We start from the raw sequence: 16,932 nt of genomic DNA, 5'->3' as shown, positions 1-16,932 counted from the left end.
CACGCGACGGGGCGAACGGGCGCCATCGTTGCGATGGCCGTGACGGCGCTTGCCGTTGCCGCTGCGGCAATTGAAGTCATGCGCACTGCACTGCCCGGGTTCTCGCATCTGCTCTTCGATTCGCTAGCGGTGCTTATCGGTCTTTGCGCGGCGCTCGGCATTATCTATACGTGCACGGCCAGCGCGCTGGTCGGCCGTTTCTTCGCGCGTGAGGTGGCTGCGCCGCGCGACTTTCCGGCAATCACGATCGCCAAGCCGCTGCACGGCGGCGAATGGCACCTCGAGGAACATCTCGCCAGCTTCTTCGAGCAGGATTATCCTGGACAAGTCCAGTATCTCTTCGGCGTTCACGACGCACGCGATGAAGCCCTCGAAGCCATCGAGCGGCTACGCGTGCGCTACCCCGGCGCGCACATCACGGTCGTCGCCGACTCGCGCCTGTACGGTCCCAACCGCAAGATCGCCAATCTCGTGAACATGCTGGAGAAGGCCGAGCACGACGTGCTGTGCTTTGCCGATAGCGACGTGCTCGTCGATCGAAACTATCTTCGCCAGGTGGTCGGCGCGCTGCAGCAGCCCGGCGTCGGTCTCGTGACCGCCGTCTATCGCGGCCTGTGCGCGCCCGGATTCTGGCCTCGCGTGGCGGCGGCGTTGACGAACTATCACTTCCTGCCCGGCGTTGTCACGGGGCTCGCAATCGGGCGCGCGCGGCCGTGTTTCGGCCAGTCCATCGCCATGACGCGTGACACGCTCGAACGCATTGGCGGCCTTGCGCAATTCGCGCATCACCTCGCCGAAGATCATGCGATTGGCGAGGCCGTGCGCCGTGCCGGCGCGGAAGTTTCCGTTCCGCCCATTCTCGTGCGGCACGCGTGCGTGGAAAATACGTTCGCCCAGCTCTTTGCGCATGAATTGCGCTGGAGCCGCACCGTGCGCGCGGCAGACCGCTCGGGGCATCTGGGCGCCGTGCTGATGCATCCGTTCGCGCTCGCCATGCTGGCGGTGGCGTTGTCCGGCGGGGCCGCGCCGGCGTGGATGCTGGCCGCCGTGGCGCTCTGCGCGCGCGCGTGGCTGATCTGGAGAACCGATCGCGCGACCGGTGACAAGTCCAGCGGACTGTTATGCTTACCCCTTTGGGAAATGGTCCAGTTCGCGATCTACGTTGCGAGCTTTTGTTCGTCTGGCGTCGTTTGGCGCGGCACGCGCTTTCGCGTCGACAGGAATGGCATGCTTTCGCCAGTCCACGAGAGCTGAGCGTCACAGTTGAGGGGGGCACAATGAGACGGGAGCAGAGCCTGGAGAGCACCCGCAGATGAAGCACATGGGACGTATCGCCGCCCTGGTCGGTCTCGCGATCGCCGTGTGGCTCGTATGGCGCGAACATCCTGCGGCGGTGCTGCAACTGTTGCGCGGCGCGGGCATGGGCCTCGTGCTGGCGGCCGCCGTGCATATCCTGCCGATGTGCGCGAATGCGTGGGACTGGCGCAGTCTGATTCGCGCGGCGCAGCGTCCGTCGTTCGCGGCGATGCTCAAACTCGTATGGATACGCGAGTCGATCAACGGTTTGCTGCCCGTTGCGCGCGTGGGCGGAGAGCTCGTTTCGTTTCGCCTGCTCGGCCGTGCGGGCGTGCGGCCGGCCACGGCGGTCGCGAGCCTGATCGCCGACATGCAGCTCACGCTGATCAGCCAGGTTCTCTATGCGCTGATCGCTGCAGGCTATCTGCTCGAACATTCTTCTTCCGATACCGCGCGCTTCGTGGGGCGTTTCGCATGGGGTCTCGCTGGGTTCATCCCATTGCTCGTGCTCTTTGCGCTCGTGCAGCACGCGCGGCCGTTCGAGCGGGCGGCACGCACGCTCAACCGCGTTACGAGCGGCAAGGTCGTGGATCTCGTGGGCAAGTCGGTACGCGTCGACTTATCGCTCAAGCTGATCTGGCGGCAGACCGGCGTGGTCGTGCGCTACGTGCTCATCTGGCAAACGCTTCAATGCCTCGGCTACGCGCTTGAAATCTGGATCGCGCTGCGTGTGCTCGGCACGGATGCGACCTTCATGCAGGCGTTCGTAATCGAAGCGCTGATCCAGATGCTCAGCAGCATTGCGTTTCTCGTGCCCGCCGGCCTCGGCGTGCAGGAAGGCGGTTTCGTCGTGATAGGCGGACTGCTCGGATTCGACGCGCCCACCTGCCTCGCGCTCGCGGGCGCAAGGCGCGTACGCGATCTGATGTTCTATTTGCCCGGACTGCTTGCCTGGCAGGCCGCCGAATATGGCCGGCCGTCAAGGCGCCGCACAGAGGGCGCGGCCACACGCGCCCGGCGCGTCCAATAAAGGCACTGGCCGCCGGGCGAGCGTGAAGGAACGCCGGATTCGGCGTGCGCCGCGCAATCGACGCGCAGTCGACGCGCAGTCGACGTTCAGTGCGCTTCGTACACGGTCAGCTTGCTGGTGACCGACTGAACGCCCGGCACTTTCGCCGCGGCGTCCTGCGCGATCTGTTCCTGCGAAGCGTCCATGATCATCCCCGCGAGAATGACCTTGCCCGTACGCGCTTCGGAAAACACGGCGATGTCTGTGTCTTCCAGACCCTTCGTCTTGTAGACGGCTTGCCAGACGGTCTTGGAGAAGGCCTTGTTCGCTGCTTTGTCAGCCTTCATTTGCGCGCGAACCTGCTCCTTCGTGGGAGCCGCGGGCGCCGCGGTTTGCGCGAGAACGGAAGTAGAAAGCAGCACGGCGAATACGCCCGTGAGGGCCTGGTTACGAAGGTTCATGGTTCACCTCTTGACGTTGCGGTTGGACTAACGTGTTCAGTCAAACGACCTTGGGAAAGCGTGATCAATGTGGAATGCATTAGAACTGCAGGACGTATCGCGCATGTGTCGAGAAAAGTGGCCTGTGCAATCTTGCGTATCAAAAAGGGCCTTATATACACTGGGATACAAATCAGACTCACGCGCTGAGCCTCAAAGCCCAACCCGATAGCGATGGAATAGTTTTCCGCGCCGGGCTGTTGAGCAAGAGCGCACCGCACTGGGTCGGCCGCGCAGCCTAAAGGAGCCTCTCCATGAATCACCTTTCACGCGGGAAGCCGATTGCAATTGGGGCAGGGCTGGTTTTGATGATGAGCGCGGCGCTCGCGCAAGCGCAATCGTTCGATATCCCGGGCGCACAGCCGTTTCTGACCGCGAATGCTGCGGGCGTGCAGATTTACACCTGCGAATACGGCGCGGATCACACGCTCGGATGGGTGTTCCAGCAGCCGCGCGCAACGCTCTACGACGCGCACGGCGCGGCCGTGATCGAACATTCCGCCGGACCCGCGTGGCAAGCACGCGACGGCAGCCGCGTCGAAGGAAAACTCGTCGCGCAAAAGCCCAGCGATACGCCGGATAGCGTGCCGCAACTTCTGCTCGCGACGCACTCCACAGGCACGCAGGGCCTGCTCGAATCCGTGCGCTACGTGCAGCGGGTCAGGACGGTTGGCGGCGTCAAGCCGGCTGCGCCGTGCACGGCCGAGCATGAGTCGGGTAGTTCGCCTTATCTCGCGACTTACCTCTTTTATCAGTAAGAAGGCTCATCACTGAACGGTCTTGCTGGCATGACGCGTAGCCGTTATCCGTTACCCGCTGCGCATCGGCCCGGCTTGCTGCGCCTCGCTGAATAGCGCAGCCGTATCGAGGTTGGAAATGCGTTTGCCGATTTCCGCCAGATCGACGTCGCTGGTCTGCCCGATGAGTGCGTACGTCAACTCGTTCTGCCGCCATGTGGTGACGCCCATCGAGTCGACGGTGCGGGAAGCGACCGCTTCGTCCGGGCGCGCGTCTTTCATCACGCACAGCGCGACGGGCGGCCCGCTGCGCGGCAGATAAACGATCTGCACGAGCGGCTTGTTGTGAAAATGCAGGCGCTGCACCGATTTGAAGGTGAGCCCGGCGCTGCTCAGGTCGGGCACGCGCAGCGCGAGACGGTCGTCCCGGCGGATGTCTTCCACGACCTTCGCGGCGAGCGTTGGATCGTCCTGCCGGTACGCAACGGTCTCGCGCGTATAAAGCCTCTGGTAGCCAACCGCCGCCTGCACCCACGGCGACATCTCCGAGGCGCTCGCCAGTTGTGCGGAGCCGGAGCCCGGGCCCCCAGGCCCGAGCAGCGAGTCGAAGCGCACGAACTGGCCGGCCACGAACGCACCCGCCACGCACGCCGCCGCGAGCCAGACCGGTACGCGGCGCAGGCGCGATTTCACGGGCGCGGAAGCTTGCTGTTCGGAGAGCGGCGTCGTCTTGTCGTTTGCACTCGCAGAAGGTTGCGCGCGCACCATTTCATCGATGCTCAGGCGCAGCGATTCGGGCACGGGCGGCAGCGCTTGCTCAGCGAAGGCACCTGCGAAGTCGACCTGCGAGGCGCGCAGCAGCGAAACCTTCTTGCGCGCCTCGTCGGACTCGCGCAACTGCGCTTCGATCGCGGCGCGCTCGTCGGGCGACAGGCGGCCGTCCACATAGGCGAGTAACTGGGCGTCGTCGGCAATCATGCGATTGAGTCCTTGTGCTGCGGGGCAGGCGGCGCCTTCGGCGCTCTCCCGCTGAACATGACGCCGACCGATTGGCGCGCCCGCGAAAGCCGGCTCATCACGGTGCCAATGGGTACCTTGAGCACGTCGGCGGCTTGCTGATACGTCATGCCTTCGACCGCGACGAGCAGCATCACCACGCGCTGAGCTTCGGGCAGGCGCTCGACCGCCTCGATGATCTGGCTGTGCATCAGTTGCATTTCGGGGCCATTATCGACGGGATTGGGGAGATTCTCGAGGAAATCGTCGTCCCACTCGAAGCTCGCGCGCTTGCGCACGCTGCGGGCTCGCAACTCGTTGATCCATGTGGAATGCATGATGGAGTACATCCAGCTCAACGCAGCCGTGCCTGGTTGAAGCTGATGCGCGCGTTCCAGCCCGCGCAGGCAGGCGCGCTGCACGAGATCTTCCGCGTCGTGCTGATCCCCGCAGAGGCGCAGCGCAAACGCCCACAGCCGCGGAATCATCGCGGGTAGCATGGCCGGTAAGTCTGTACCGCTCATCGAAGGGTTTTCTCCACGATCCCCGTTCAATCCGGACTGGCGCGCGCGATGCGGTCGTGTGCGACCGTCTGATCAGGGGGGCGCGGCTCGGGCCTTTTGGGTGAACTTGTAACGAAACACGTGGGCGATGCGCTTTATTCCATGCCGGCGTTTGGGTTGTGAAGGGGCGACGCTCAACGGCCTTCAGTGGCCTTTCACGCCAGCTTGCGCTTCTTCGCTCGTACGCCGGTCGAACGACACTGCGTAAGCGGCGGCGCGCGCGGCGAGCAGCGGGTCGTCAGAGGGCGCAATGCCCACCGGCAGCACCGTTGGGTCGAAATTGATGTCGCGGCAGGCCCCATCGATCTGCGCTTGCGCATGATCGATGACGATCGTACCCGCGTCGACACGATGCCGCTCGCGTTCGGCGGGCCAGGCGCGTGTGGCGTCGTCCACCGGGTCGCCCGCGCCCGCAGGTGTCAGCATGAGATGCCAGCTGACCGGCCCCGACTGCAATCGCACCCTCAGGCCGTGCGCGAGAAAGTCGGGGTCGCTTGCGCTCGGACTGCGCGTGTCTACCGGCGCGTAGGGCGCATAGGGCGCATCGGGCACGACGCTCCAGCGCACGAATCGCACGTCGCCGCTTGCGTTCGTGAAACGGAACGCATCGATGCTGTAATAACTCGCGTTATAAAACGCGGAAGCCGGCGGATGCGCGGCGAGCCAGTCGCGCAGCGCGTTGGTTTCGGGGTGCTGCGCAAAGAACGCATCGAGCTTCGCGGCGTCGGGGCGGCCGGTGCGCTTGTCGTTCTGCATGGCCTCTTGCAGTTCGTACACCGCGTGTGGCGTGCGCACCGCGAATACTGGCGCGGAATTCATGCCGGTGCGCCATTGCTCGCCGTCGCGCATCGCGAAAAGCAGTGCGAAACTGCGCACGGTCGTGTTTGCGTCGTCTTCGGCGGGATTGCCGCCAGGCGCGGAGAAGCGGCCAATCAGCGGCGTACGTCCACGCTCGAATACGCTCGCGCGGGACAACGCGGCGCCATTGCCGTTGCTGTCGAAATAGCCGCTCACGCAGATACCTTTCGCGTGGTTGCGGCGAAAGCCGGGGTGCTTGCCCGCGCTGCGTTCGAACGCGTCGATGAGCCGGCTGGGCGTGAGCGCGGCCTGGGCGCCGGGCCAATGTATCCAGCCCGCGGTCCAGGCGAACGCCGCGGCAAGCGCCGCAAGCGTGAGCGCAATGCATGCGTACCGGAAAAGAACTTGCGAATGCGAAAGACGGGACATAAATCGGCGCAGGAGCCTCGCGCCGCCGCCGGCGAATTGAAAGGCCCGCTATGCATCTCGTGCTTTGCCGTTGTGCGGCGAGGCCGATATGGTAATCCGCTTCCCGCTATTCAGTGCGTACTGAAGGTTGAATGTATACCAAGGTATGGGGTCGCCATCCAAAAGCGTCACTCAGCCTATGCGCGGGAAGAATACCTGGTTGCCGCGCTTCTCCTTAAGCTTCAGTTATTGGAAATCGGTCGGCGCAATACACAGGACGTTCCGGCTTCGCGAGACGGGGCACGCGTGACAGTCACGCTCATCCAGAACATGGGAGTTAGCCGTGGTGAGATTGGATTCGTGGAGGTCGACATACGCGGGAACCGCACTCGATGGCGCAGGCCCGGGCGAAAGCATGCGTCTCGCGCGGCCCCGTGGTGTGGACGATGCCAACGACGAAACCCATGCACCACGCGACTGCGTGGACGCGGCAACGCCCGACTGCCCGCACAATCCGTGGGCACACGTGGTCTCCGGCCTGCTTGCCTCGCCGGCTTCGCGGACGAGTGTTTCGCGCCGCGCAAGCGCGACGCGCACGCGAAACGACCTCCGGCCCGCGGATGACAACACCTACGCAAGCTGCACGGTCACAATCGAAGAGCGACTGGCCAATTCTTCGTTCACGTTGTCGTGGAGCGATCCGACGCGCTGCAGCTACCGCGAACAGGTCTGGAAACGGGCAATCGCCAGAAAATCGGGCGTCTGCGTACTTTCCGGAGAGCGTATCAAGCGAGGCGATGCCGTTTTCCGGCCGTTAGCGCGGCGCTACATGGTCCCTTTGAATTCTGGAGCGATGATACTGGCCGTGTCGCTGGAAGCGTTGGGCGCTCGTCTGGCCGACCCCGAATAAGCTCAAATAGCGAGCATTGCGCCGTATAAACAATAAAATCAGGCGCCTGAAATTCATTATTTGGGATTTTTTCTTCCCGTCAGTTTTTCCCGCCAGTGATCGGGCTGCATCGACGCAGCCGGACTTCCCCAATACCAAAGTACTACAGCCTCGCATGAACGCGCGATGTAAGCTTCAGGCTTGGCATTGCAAGGATTGCGCTAGCTAGCGGCTGACGTCGGCCGCTCGGCTGGCGCTTCAGCGGGTGAGTCGACCATTGGCGTCCCATGGGTATTGGGCGGTGTCCATGTTGGTTCGATTCGCACAACGTAACACTGCAGAACACTATCGTAGATGCTAAACACTGTGACCGACCGGTCGGCTGCCCTTTGCGTCAACACTCCTGCCGGAATCGTCTATATCGTGGATGACGACGATTCGGTGCGCGACGCACTCACGAGCCTGCTGCGCTCGATCGACCTGGAGGTTCACGCCTTTCACTCCGCCGAAGCGTTCCTCGCGGCGCCCAGGCGAGCGGGGCCATCGTGTGTTGTGCTTGACGTACGCCTGCGCGGTCAAAGCGGCCTGGCGCTGCAGAAGTCGCTCCTCATGCAGGAACGCTCGCCCATGCCGGTCGTTTTCATGACGGGCTACGGCGACATTGCCATGACGGTCGAAGCAATGAAGGCGGGCGCAATCGACTTCCTCACCAAGCCCTTTCGCGATCAGGACATGATCGACGCCGTGGTCGCCGCGCTGCAGCGCGACGCGCAACGTCTGGAAGCGGACAGCTCGCTCGTCGAAACGCGCGAGCGCTGGGACGCACTGACGCCGCGCGAGCGCGAAGTGCTGCTCAACGTTGCGGCGGGGCTGATGAACAAGCAGATCGCTTCGAGAATGGGCATTGCGGAGGTCACGGTGAAGATCCACCGCGGACAGGCCATGCGCAAAATGAATGTGCGCTCCGTTGCCGAGTTGGTGCGCAAGATCGTCGCACTCGGGATCGAACCGTCCGGGGAGTAAGTTAATACCACGGTTTATATTCTCCCAATCTTTTGGATGCGTTCATCACCCAATGATCTAGCGTTTATTTTCTGCCTTTGCCGTTATCTTTTGCACTCCACCTTGAAATTATCCAATTGGAGAGAGTGCGATGGAAAAGCGTGACGTCTACGAGACGATCAAGTCGATGGGCATCGAGTTGCCGCAGGTCAGTTCGCCGGCTGCGGCCTACACCATGAGCGTTCGCAGCGGCGGTACCGTCTATCTGGCGGGCCACCTTGCCCGCGATGCCGGCGCGGTCGTGACCGGCAAGCTGGGCGCCACGCTGAGCACCGAAGCGGGCCGTGAGGCCGCGCGCAAGATCGCCATCGATCTTCTCGCGACGCTGCATGCGAAAATCGGCGACCTGAACCACGTCAAGCAAATCGTGAAGCTCACGAGCTTCGTCAATTCGGCGGCGGGATTCTCCGAGCAGCATCTCGTGACGAACGGCGCTTCGGAATTGCTTGCGAAGGTGTTTGGCGAGGCGGGCGTGCACGCGCGCTCGGCGGTGGGCGTTGCGGAGTTGCCGCTCAATGCCTGCGTCGAGATCGAATTGACCGTCGAAATCGCAGACTGAGCAATCAGGCCATTGCGGCCCCGGGGCTGCGCCGCGTGGCGCGGCGTCCGTCCGATGCGTGCGCAACGAAATTAGCCGGCTTTTCCGGAACAATGGGCGGTTGCGACGCCTGTTTTCGCATGCAATAATCCCAAAATCCTCTGGTCAGACCGGATAATCCGCGTAAAACATGCCTGAGCGCGAGCTTTTGCGTATGTTTGAAACGCTGACGCCTGCTCGTAATTATCAGAAAAATGATGGGATCGGCCCTTGATCCCGGCCTCGTGCTGGATGCGCTGTCTGTGATGGCATGGACTGCGCTACCCGACGGCCGGGTCGACTTCGTCAACCGGAAATGGTCCGAATACACGGGCCTTGGCCTTGCGGCGTCATCGGGCTCGCAGTGGCTGGACGCGGTAAGCGCCAACGACTTGCCGGAACTGCTCGAGCAGCGTCGCGCCATTCTCGCTTGCGGCGAGCCTGGGGGCATCGCGGCGCGCCTGCGGCGCTTCGACGGCCAGCATCGCTGGTTCGATATTCAAATCAGTCCAGTTCGCGACGCCGAAGGGCAAATCGTTCGCTGGTGCGCGACGTGCAGCGATATCGATGACTTGCGGCGCGCGCAGGAAGCGCTCGACCGGCAAGCGCTCGATCTGCAGTTGGTCGTCGAATGCATTCCCGTACCGGTTACCGTGACGTCGCCGACAGGCGAGGTCGAAGGGCAAAACCAGCTCACGCTCGATTATTTTGGCAAGTCCTTCGAGGAACTCAGGGACTGGCGCAATCACGAGATCGTTCATCCGGACGATCTCGACGAGGCGGTTGCCGCGCAGGAAGCCTCGCTTGCAAGCGGCAAAACGTACAACGTCGAAAGCCGTCATCGTCGCGCAGACGGCGTGTACCGCTGGGTCAACGTGCGCGGATTTCCGCTGCGCGATCGCACCGGCAGCATTCTGCGCTGGTTTCTGCTGTGCATCGATATCGAAGACAGGAAGCGAGCCGAGATCACGCTCGCGGAGAGCGAGCGCCACCTCAACGAGACCATCAACGCACTGCCCGCGCTCGTCTGGTCAGCGCGCCCGGACGGGACGGGCGAATTTTACAACCAGTACTACCTCGACTATCTCGGGCGAACGCTCTCGCAGGTGAAGGACCACGAATGGACCAAGGCGGTTCATCCGGACGACCTCCCGGGGCTCATGGCCGCGTGGACCGACATCATGGCAAGCCGTATGCCGGGCGCCGCGGAAGCGCGCATGCAGCGCTACGACGGCCAGTACCGCTGGTTTCTGTTTCGCACGAGTCCATTGCGGGACCAGGATGGAAACGTCGTCAAGTGGTATGGCATCAACATCGACATCGACGATCGCAAGCGCGCCGAGGAAGAGTTGCGGCGCAGCGAGGCCTTTCTGGCCGAAGGTCAGGCGCTGGCCAGAATGGGCAACTTCTCGTGGGACGCCGACACGGATGAGATTGCCTGGTCGGAGCAGATCTACCACATCTTCGAGTTCGAGCCCGGCACGCCCGTGACGCTCGCGCGTATTGCCGAGCGCGCGCACCCGGAGGATATGGGGTTCGTCGCGCAGTTCATCGAGCAGGGGCGGCGCGGCGAAAGCGATATCGAATGCCAGCACCGGCTATTGATGCCGGACCAGCGCATCAAGCATCTGCATCTGATCGCGCACCGCATGACGGACCGTCCGGGCCGCAAGGAATATAGTGGCACGACGCTCGATATCAGCCAGCGCCGCAGTTCGGAAGAGGCGCTCGACCGCGCACGCGCGGAGCTTTCGCATGTCGCGCGGGTGATGAGTCTTGGCGCACTGACGGCTTCGATTGCCCATGAAGTCAATCAGCCGCTCGCCGGTATCGTGACCAATGCGAGCACCTGCCTGCGCATGCTGGCGGCCGTGCCGCCCAATATCGAAGGCGCGCAGGAAACGGCGCGGCGCACGATCCGCGACGGCAACCGCGCCGCCGACGTCATTACGCGGCTGCGCGCGCTTTTCACGAGGCGCAGCGCCACGATTGAACCGGTCGATCTCGCTCACACCGCGCGCGACATCATCGCTCTCATGCAGAGCGATCTCGACCGCGCGCGTGTCGTCATGCGCATGGAGTTCGCAGAGGGCCTGCCTTGCGCGGGCTGCGACCGCGTGCAGGTGCAGCAGGTCATCATGAACCTGTTGCGCAACGCGGCGGACGCCATGCGCACGGTGGACGACCGGCCCCGGCACGTGACGGTGAAGACGGAGGCCGGTTCGGACGAAACGGTCCGCCTGAGCGTGCGGGACTCGGGAATCGGCTTCGACCCGCAAGACGCGGAGCGGCTTTTCGATGCCTTCTATACGACGAGGCAAGACGGTATGGGCATTGGTCTCGCGATTAGCCGGTCGATCATCGAAAGCCAGAACGGGCGTCTTTGGGCCGAGATCCCGACGAATGGTCCCGGCGCAATCTTTTCGTTCTCGCTGCCCGTGTATGGCGCGTAAATGACGCCTGCGCGCCCGCGAGCGGCGCGTATACATACCTCCGTATGATGGACGCGTACGACGGGATCGGGCATCGTGCGGTGTTTGCTTCAGGGGCGTCTGGCGCCTTGACGTATATGGGGCGCGGAGATTAGCGAGGAGGCCATGCAAAGACCTGGCGAAACTGAAGGACAGGTGTGCGCGAACGTCTCGCAGGCGCTTCCGGTTGTGTTCGTGGTGGACGACGACGTGTCCGTGCGCGAATCGCTGGAATTGCTCATTCGCAGCGCGGGATGGCAGCCGCAGGTGTTCGGCGCCGCGCAACAATTCCTTGCTCACCCTCGCGTTTGCGGGCCGAGTTGCCTGCTGCTCGATGTTTCGCTTCCGGATCTGCACGGCCTGGATCTGCAGCGCCGGATCGTGGCCGAGCGTGCGGACATGCCGATCATTTTTATCACCGGCTACCCCGATGTACCGGTGACGGTGCGGGCCATGAAAGCCGGCGCCATTGAATTCTTCACCAAGCCGTTCAACGGCGAAGCGTTGCTGGACGCCATTCGCGACGGTATCGAGCGCAGCCGCGAGGCGATCGACACGCAGAGCGAAAACCGCGTGCTGGAGGCGCGCTATGCCGCGCTCACGCCGCGCGAACGGGAAGTGATGACGCTCGTGGTGCGCGGTTTGCTCAACAAGCAGGTGGCGGCGGAACTAGGCATTAGCGAGATCACGGTCAAGGGGCATCGCGGCAGGCTGATGGAAAAAATGGAGGCAGGGTCCTTGCCTGAACTCGTGATCATGGCCGCGAAGGTTTGCCCGCAGGCCCCGGCTGCGTGGCAGCCCGGTGGTACGCGTGCAAGGGGCCGCCTTGCGGCAGCCGTCGCTTCAGCGCGGCTTTGACGCGGTGCATGGCGAGTGTTAGCGCTCCTTGCGGACAGATTTTGAGTTGAGTGATACCAAGGTACCGTAGATTCCCCACGCGGCCTGGTGCATCCTCAGAGGGCGGAGTAGTGGTCTCAACGAGACTTGATTGCGGGCAATCATGCTGGTAACGTTGGTCGATGATGACGAAGCAGTGCGGGAGTCGCTTCCAGATCTGGTGAGAGTGTTCGGCTATGCCGTGAGTGTGTTCTCGTCTGCCGAGGCTTTTCTTGCGTCTGAAGCCGTCGATCAAACCCATTGTCTGGTTCTCGACATCAACATGCCCGGTATGGGCGGCCTGGGGCTTTTTCGCGAGTTGAAGCGCCTTGGCAAGAACGTGCCGGTCATTTTCATTACCGCTCACAAAGACGCAGCCGTTCGCGACCGTCTGATCGCGCAGGGCGCGTGCGATTGCCTGTTCAAGCCCTTCAGCGATACGGCGCTTCTCGCGGCGCTCAAGGTTGCGCTGGGCGAGAACTGAGCGCGATTCAGTGCTTCGGGGCATTAAAGAGGAATAACGTGCCTCAAGGTCACGCAGGTGGAGCAAGTCAGGGCGCCATGCCGTCGGGCGGTTCGCAAGCCGAGCCCATCGTCTTTGTTATCGACGACGACATTTCCGTGCGCGAATCGCTGGAATTATTGCTGCGCAGTGCAGGTCTGCACGCGCAGATATTCGCTTGCGCCGAAGATTTCCTCGCCCACCCGCGCGTTTTCGCACCCACTTGCCTCGTTCTGGACGTATCGCTGCCGCAGGTCAACGGTCTGGAACTGCAGCAGCGCATTGCCGCCGACCGGCCCGATATGCCGATCATCTTCATCACCGGTCACGGGGACGTGCCCATGACCGTGAAGGCGATGAAAGCCGGTGCAGTCGAATTCCTGACCAAACCGTTCAACGACGAAACCTTGCTCGACGCCATTCACGACGCCATCGCGCGCAGCCGTGAAGCCCTCGAAAGCTATCTGGCGTTGCGCGCGCTCCACGACAGCCATGCAACGCTCACGCCGCGCGAGCAGGAAGTCATGGCGCTCGTGGTTTCGGGGTTGCTGAACAAGCAGATAGGCGCGGAACTCGGTATCAGCGAAATTACCGTGAAGATGCACCGCGGCAAGGTCATGCAGAAGATGAGCGCCGATTCGCTGCCGGAACTCGTCAATATGGCGGCGATGCTGCGCTTGACGCCGCCGCGCGATCGCAAGCGCTAGCAAGCCATTGCGCAGATATACCTGCGTATAGTGCGCTAAACCGATCGCCGTATCGTGCGGTCTCTTGCCGGGGTGGTACGCTATCGCGTCTCTTGTTTCCCCGCTTCGAGCTGCGCCGCGCGAGTAAGCTCAAGGAAATTATTGGGGACAACGAATGAGTCGCCAGTTAGCTTACGAGCGGCGAATTTGCGTGAGCACGCGCAAGAGTTTTCCCTTGACTTCGATTATCAGGAGAAAAGCGATCATGTCGGAACCGATCAACGAACGCCGCCGGCGTATTCTCGGAACGGGCCTTGCGGGCGCTGCGCTAGTGGGCGCGGGTTTGAGCGAACTGGCCCGTGCGCAATCGGCGGCGGGTGCAGCTTCATTCGGCGAGGTCAAGCAAGTACAGGCAAATGGCTTGAGCATCGGCTACGTCGATGCCGGGCCGAAGGACGGGCCGCCCGTTGTGCTACTGCACGGCTGGCCCTACGATATCTACAGCTTTGCCGAGGTCACGCCGATACTCGTGGCGGCCGGGCATCGCGTGCTCGTGCCGTATTTGCGCGGCTATGGCTCGACGCGCTTCCTGTCCGCCGATACGCCGCGCAACGGCCAGCAAGCCGTTGTTGCCGTCGATATCGTCGCGTTCATGGACGCATTGAAGGTCAAGCAGGCCGTGTTCGGCGCGTTCGACTGGGGCGCGCGCACCGCCAACATCATCGCGGCGCTGTGGCCCGAACGTTGCAATGCGCTCGTTTCCGTAAGCGGTTATCTGATCGGCAGCCAGGCCGCCAACGCGAAGCCGCTGCCGCCGCAGGCCGAACTGGCGTGGTGGTATCAGTTCTACTTCGCCACGGCGCGCGGCGTGGCGGGCTACGAGCAGAATCGCCACGATTTCAACAAGCTGATCTGGCGCCTCGCTTCGCCGCAATGGCATTTCGACGACGCCACCTACGATCGCACGGCCGCTTCCTTCGAGAACCCCGATCATGTTGCGGTGGTGATTCACAACTATCGCTGGCGGCTGGGTCTCGTCCAGGGCGAGGCGAAATACGACGACATCGAAAAGAAGCTGGCGCAGTCGCCGGCAATTTCAGTACCCACGATCACGATGGAAGGCGATGCCAACGGTGCGCCGCATCCGCAGCCGGCGGCTTATGCCGGAAAGTTCACGGGCAAATACCAGCATCGCGACATCAGCGGCGGCATTGGCCACAATCTGCCGCAGGAAGCGCCGAAGGCGTTTGCCGATGCCGTGCTGCAAGTCCAGCATCTGTAGCGGCTCGTGAAGCGCTGTGGGCCGCGATGAGGGGCTCGACGTACCGTAAGGAGGCAAGGTTTTGGGTATTCGCAATCTGCGTTTGCATCGCTATCCGGGATTGAGCAGTGCGCGTGCGGCGTGGAACGCTGGCGCCGGACGAGTGCGGCGACCGCACGATTCGGCGCAGTTCAGGGAGCGCGTATGACGAAGCTGATTCGGCGCGTCGTCAAGACGTCGCATGGCGATATCGCGCTGGAGGAGAGCGTGCAGGAAGGCTTGCCGGTACTGCTCATTCACGGAAATTCTTCGTACCGGGGCGTTTTTCGCCATCAACTGGACGGCCCGCTTGCTGCGCGCCATCGTTTGATCGCATTCGATCTGCCCGGTCACGGCGAGTCGAGCAATGCGCCGGACCCGAGCCGCACCTATTTGCGCGGTGGATTGGCTGACGCTGCGGTCGAATTGCTTGGCGAACTCGGCATTGACGAAGCGGTGGTGCTCGGCTGGTCGCTCGGCGGTCATATCGGCATCGACATGATCGCGCGTTTTCCAGGCTTGAAGGGTTTGATGATCAGCGGCACGCCGCCGGTCGGGCGTGACACCATGGCACAAGGCTTCACGGGTCTCCCACAGGCGGGCGCGGCCAGCCGGGAACATCTCTCCGGCGCGGAAATCGACGCGTTTGTTCAAGGCATTTTCGGCGACTCGGCCGAGCCGTTCCTGCGCGACGCCGTAGCGCGTGCCGATGGACGCATGAGAAAGCGCTTGTTCGAGGGCCTGCGTGCGGGGCTCAATGCAGACCAGCGCGAGATCGTGGAAACGAGCGTGATACCGCTCGCGGTCGTGAACGGCGGCGCAGATCGAATCGTCAATCTCGACTATTTCGATTCGGTATCCTATGGGAACCTGTGGGGCGGCCAATGCGTGCGCTTGCCCGGGCTCGGTCATGCGCCGTTTTGGCAGTCGCCGGAGACATTCGACCCGGTACTTACGCGGTTTCTCGCGGACATCGAGGCAAACCGGGCCGCCGGGTAGCAAGCCATTGCAGCCCGGCGCACCGTACTGCGTCAGCGCGTGTGCACGCGCAAGGACGTCACGCCGCGCAGGTTGTTGCGGCGATGCCAGACCAGTCCGTCCAGATTCACAGGACGGATCTCGGGGAAGCGGGCAAGCAGGGAGCGCATCGCGACATCCATTTCGAGTGCGGCCAGCCGCGCGCCCAGGCAATAGTGAATGCCCGCGCCGAACGCGACCGCTGGCGTGCTCGTGCCGCGCGCGAAGTCCAGCGTGTCGGGCGCGGGAAATGCGGCCGGATCGCGGTTCGCCGAGCCGATCAGCATGAACACGACGGAGCCGCGCGCGAGCGAGGCTTCGCCAATCGTGATGTCTTCGAGCGCGGTGCGGACCAGCATTTGCACCGCGCCGTCGTAACGCATGCACTCCGCGATCGCCCGCGGCAATAGCTTCGGGTCATGCTTTAACGCCTCCATTTGCTGCGGATGGCGAAAGAGCGCGATCATCATATTGCCAATCATGTTCGACGTCGTTTCGTGCCCGGCAATGAAGAGCAGCACCGCATTCGACACGACTTCTTCGTCAGTTAGCCGCGACCCTTCGTCTTCCACGCCGAGCATGGCGGAAATCAGATCGTCGCCGGGGTGGGCGCGGCGACGCTCGATCACGCCGTGAAAGTAACACTCGAGCGTGAGCGCGGCTTCGTTGGCCGCGCGCAAGCCGTTTTCGTCGAGCGGCGCGAGATCGAATGCGGCGACGAGCTGGCTTGCTGCGCCGCCTAGCGCGGTCGCGTCCGTAACGGGCACGTCGAGCAGCCGGCAGATGATCTGCACGGGCAACGGGAACGCGTAGTCGCTGACCAGATCGAATTCGGCGTGCGAGGCCACGCGTTCGAGCAGTTCATGCGTTGTCGCCTCGACAATCGATGTGAGCTTCTCGATGCCGCGCGCGTTGAAGGTCTTCATCAACAAAGCGCGTAACCGTGTATGCGCGGGCGGATTCATCATCAGCAAGGTACGGCTGAGCGACTGGAACACCGGTTGCGCCGTCGCCTCGGCGCCATAGCGCGCGGCCACGCTTTGCAGATAGGTCTTGCCCATGCGCGGGTCGCGCAACATGGCGTCGACGATCTCGAAGCGCCCGGTCACGAAGGCTTTGGGGCCAACCGGCAGAATCGGCCCTGCTGCGCGAATCTTTTCGTACAGGGGATACGGATTGGCGTAGAAGGCAGGCGAGGAGAAGTCGGAAAATTGCATGGGTGTGCGAGGTCGTCAGGCGTGAGTG

17 protein-coding genes are annotated in these 16,932 nt (G+C 63.0%); 12 read left to right on the top strand and 5 right to left on the bottom strand.

Translation table 11 applies throughout. From position 1 onward, the window contains the following. Together hpnI and U5A52_RS35725 are read left to right on the top strand one after the other, a co-directional pair. On the top strand, window positions 1–1,254 hold a 1,254-nt coding region (hpnI, locus tag U5A52_RS35730), incomplete at its 5' end, for a bacteriohopanetetrol glucosamine biosynthesis glycosyltransferase HpnI (RefSeq protein ID WP_415774101.1). Between the two features lie 58 nt (window positions 1,255–1,312). Continuing rightward, window positions 1,313–2,326, top strand: a complete 1,014-nt coding sequence (locus U5A52_RS35725; protein ID WP_321938692.1) for a lysylphosphatidylglycerol synthase domain-containing protein — start codon at window positions 1,313–1,315, stop codon at window positions 2,324–2,326. A gap of 86 nt (window positions 2,327–2,412) precedes the next feature. On the opposite strand, the gene U5A52_RS35720 is transcribed toward U5A52_RS35725, so the two are convergent. Further along, window positions 2,413–2,766, bottom strand: coding sequence for a BON domain-containing protein (locus U5A52_RS35720; protein WP_321916166.1), 354 nt, complete (start codon window positions 2,764–2,766; stop codon window positions 2,413–2,415). Between the two features lie 293 nt (window positions 2,767–3,059). Between U5A52_RS35720 and U5A52_RS35715 the strand changes: the two genes are divergently transcribed. Then, on the top strand, window positions 3,060–3,563 hold the full coding sequence (locus U5A52_RS35715) for a DUF3455 domain-containing protein (RefSeq protein ID WP_321938690.1): 504 nt from the start codon (window positions 3,060–3,062) through the stop codon (window positions 3,561–3,563). Between the two features lie 51 nt (window positions 3,564–3,614). On the opposite strand, the gene U5A52_RS35710 is transcribed toward U5A52_RS35715, so the two are convergent. From U5A52_RS35710 to U5A52_RS35700, 3 genes are all read right to left on the bottom strand, one after another. Beyond that, window positions 3,615–4,520 (bottom strand): anti-sigma factor, encoded by a 906-nt coding sequence (locus U5A52_RS35710; protein WP_321938688.1) that lies wholly within the window; start codon window positions 4,518–4,520, stop codon window positions 3,615–3,617. Then, the gene (locus U5A52_RS35705; RefSeq protein WP_321916169.1) at window positions 4,517–5,062 is read right to left on the bottom strand and encodes an RNA polymerase sigma factor; all 546 of its coding nucleotides are present in this window, start codon (window positions 5,060–5,062) and stop codon (window positions 4,517–4,519) included. Before U5A52_RS35705 ends, U5A52_RS35710 begins: the two co-directional genes overlap by 4 nt. Before the next feature lie 183 nt (window positions 5,063–5,245). Further along, the gene (locus tag U5A52_RS35700; RefSeq protein ID WP_321916170.1) at window positions 5,246–6,328 is read right to left on the bottom strand and encodes a catalase family peroxidase; all 1,083 of its coding nucleotides are present in this window, start codon (window positions 6,326–6,328) and stop codon (window positions 5,246–5,248) included. A gap of 418 nt (window positions 6,329–6,746) precedes the next feature. Between U5A52_RS35700 and U5A52_RS35695 the strand changes: the two genes are divergently transcribed. The 9 genes from U5A52_RS35695 (at window position 6,747) to U5A52_RS35655 (ending at window position 15,669) form a co-directional block, all read left to right on the top strand. Further along, window positions 6,747–7,217 (top strand): DUF3331 domain-containing protein, encoded by a 471-nt coding sequence (locus U5A52_RS35695; RefSeq protein WP_321916171.1) that lies wholly within the window; start codon window positions 6,747–6,749, stop codon window positions 7,215–7,217. Window positions 7,218–7,550: 333 nt separating this feature from the next. After that, window positions 7,551–8,219 carry a response regulator transcription factor gene (locus tag U5A52_RS35690; RefSeq protein ID WP_321916172.1) on the top strand — a complete coding sequence of 223 codons (669 nt, stop codon included), beginning with the start codon at window positions 7,551–7,553 and terminating at the stop codon, window positions 8,217–8,219. A gap of 130 nt (window positions 8,220–8,349) precedes the next feature. Further along, entirely contained in the window at window positions 8,350–8,817 is a 468-nt protein-coding gene (locus U5A52_RS35685) for a RidA family protein (protein ID WP_321938686.1), read from the top strand. 236 nt (window positions 8,818–9,053) lie between these two features. Next, the gene (locus U5A52_RS35680) at window positions 9,054–11,288 is read left to right on the top strand and encodes a PAS domain-containing protein (RefSeq protein WP_321938685.1); all 2,235 of its coding nucleotides are present in this window, start codon (window positions 9,054–9,056) and stop codon (window positions 11,286–11,288) included. A gap of 144 nt (window positions 11,289–11,432) precedes the next feature. Then, window positions 11,433–12,164 carry a response regulator transcription factor gene (locus U5A52_RS35675; RefSeq protein ID WP_321916175.1) on the top strand — a complete coding sequence of 244 codons (732 nt, stop codon included), beginning with the start codon at window positions 11,433–11,435 and terminating at the stop codon, window positions 12,162–12,164. 130 nt (window positions 12,165–12,294) lie between these two features. After that, window positions 12,295–12,666 carry a response regulator gene (locus U5A52_RS35670; protein WP_321916176.1) on the top strand — a complete coding sequence of 124 codons (372 nt, stop codon included), beginning with the start codon at window positions 12,295–12,297 and terminating at the stop codon, window positions 12,664–12,666. 77 nt (window positions 12,667–12,743) lie between these two features. Then, window positions 12,744–13,391, top strand: coding sequence for a response regulator transcription factor (locus U5A52_RS35665; RefSeq protein WP_321938696.1), 648 nt, complete (start codon window positions 12,744–12,746; stop codon window positions 13,389–13,391). A gap of 244 nt (window positions 13,392–13,635) precedes the next feature. Continuing rightward, a complete protein-coding gene (locus U5A52_RS35660; RefSeq protein ID WP_321938684.1) occupies window positions 13,636–14,652 on the top strand; it encodes an alpha/beta hydrolase in 1,017 nt (338 codons plus the stop codon). A 183-nt stretch (window positions 14,653–14,835) separates the two neighbouring features. After that, window positions 14,836–15,669 (top strand): alpha/beta hydrolase, encoded by an 834-nt coding sequence (locus U5A52_RS35655; RefSeq protein ID WP_321938682.1) that lies wholly within the window; start codon window positions 14,836–14,838, stop codon window positions 15,667–15,669. 32 nt (window positions 15,670–15,701) lie between these two features. Here the strand turns inward: U5A52_RS35655 and U5A52_RS35650 are convergent, their stop codons facing one another. Continuing rightward, complete coding sequence (locus U5A52_RS35650; protein ID WP_321938680.1) at window positions 15,702–16,904, bottom strand: cytochrome P450; 1,203 nt, start codon at window positions 16,902–16,904, stop codon at window positions 15,702–15,704. Window positions 16,905–16,932: the final 28 nt, after the last annotated feature.

This window comes from Paraburkholderia sp. J8-2 (assembly GCF_905220195.1).
Lineage (GTDB): Bacteria > Pseudomonadota > Gammaproteobacteria > Burkholderiales > Burkholderiaceae > Paraburkholderia.
The sequence above is the reverse complement of the archived record's forward strand: the minus strand, read 5'-3'. Positions and strand labels throughout refer to the sequence as shown.

What these genes read in the sequence shown, in the direction of transcription:
- U5A52_RS35725 (WP_321938692.1), top strand. Translation starts at nt 1,313, where the DNA reads ATGAAGCACATGGGACGTATCGCCGCCCTGGTCGGTCTCGCGATCGCC.
- U5A52_RS35720 (WP_321916166.1), bottom strand. Translation starts at nt 2,766, where the DNA reads ATGAACCTTCGTAACCAGGCCCTCACGGGCGTATTCGCCGTGCTGCTT.
- U5A52_RS35715 (WP_321938690.1), top strand. Translation starts at nt 3,060, where the DNA reads ATGAATCACCTTTCACGCGGGAAGCCGATTGCAATTGGGGCAGGGCTG.
- U5A52_RS35710 (WP_321938688.1), bottom strand. Translation starts at nt 4,520, where the DNA reads ATGATTGCCGACGACGCCCAGTTACTCGCCTATGTGGACGGCCGCCTG.
- U5A52_RS35705 (WP_321916169.1), bottom strand. Translation starts at nt 5,062, where the DNA reads ATGAGCGGTACAGACTTACCGGCCATGCTACCCGCGATGATTCCGCGG.
- U5A52_RS35700 (WP_321916170.1), bottom strand. Translation starts at nt 6,328, where the DNA reads ATGTCCCGTCTTTCGCATTCGCAAGTTCTTTTCCGGTACGCATGCATT.
- U5A52_RS35690 (WP_321916172.1), top strand. Translation starts at nt 7,551, where the DNA reads ATGCTAAACACTGTGACCGACCGGTCGGCTGCCCTTTGCGTCAACACT.
- U5A52_RS35685 (WP_321938686.1), top strand. Translation starts at nt 8,350, where the DNA reads ATGGAAAAGCGTGACGTCTACGAGACGATCAAGTCGATGGGCATCGAG.
- U5A52_RS35680 (WP_321938685.1), top strand. Translation starts at nt 9,054, where the DNA reads ATGGGATCGGCCCTTGATCCCGGCCTCGTGCTGGATGCGCTGTCTGTG.
- U5A52_RS35675 (WP_321916175.1), top strand. Translation starts at nt 11,433, where the DNA reads ATGCAAAGACCTGGCGAAACTGAAGGACAGGTGTGCGCGAACGTCTCG.
- U5A52_RS35665 (WP_321938696.1), top strand. Translation starts at nt 12,744, where the DNA reads ATGCCGTCGGGCGGTTCGCAAGCCGAGCCCATCGTCTTTGTTATCGAC.
- U5A52_RS35660 (WP_321938684.1), top strand. Translation starts at nt 13,636, where the DNA reads ATGTCGGAACCGATCAACGAACGCCGCCGGCGTATTCTCGGAACGGGC.
- U5A52_RS35655 (WP_321938682.1), top strand. Translation starts at nt 14,836, where the DNA reads ATGACGAAGCTGATTCGGCGCGTCGTCAAGACGTCGCATGGCGATATC.
- U5A52_RS35650 (WP_321938680.1), bottom strand. Translation starts at nt 16,904, where the DNA reads ATGCAATTTTCCGACTTCTCCTCGCCTGCCTTCTACGCCAATCCGTAT.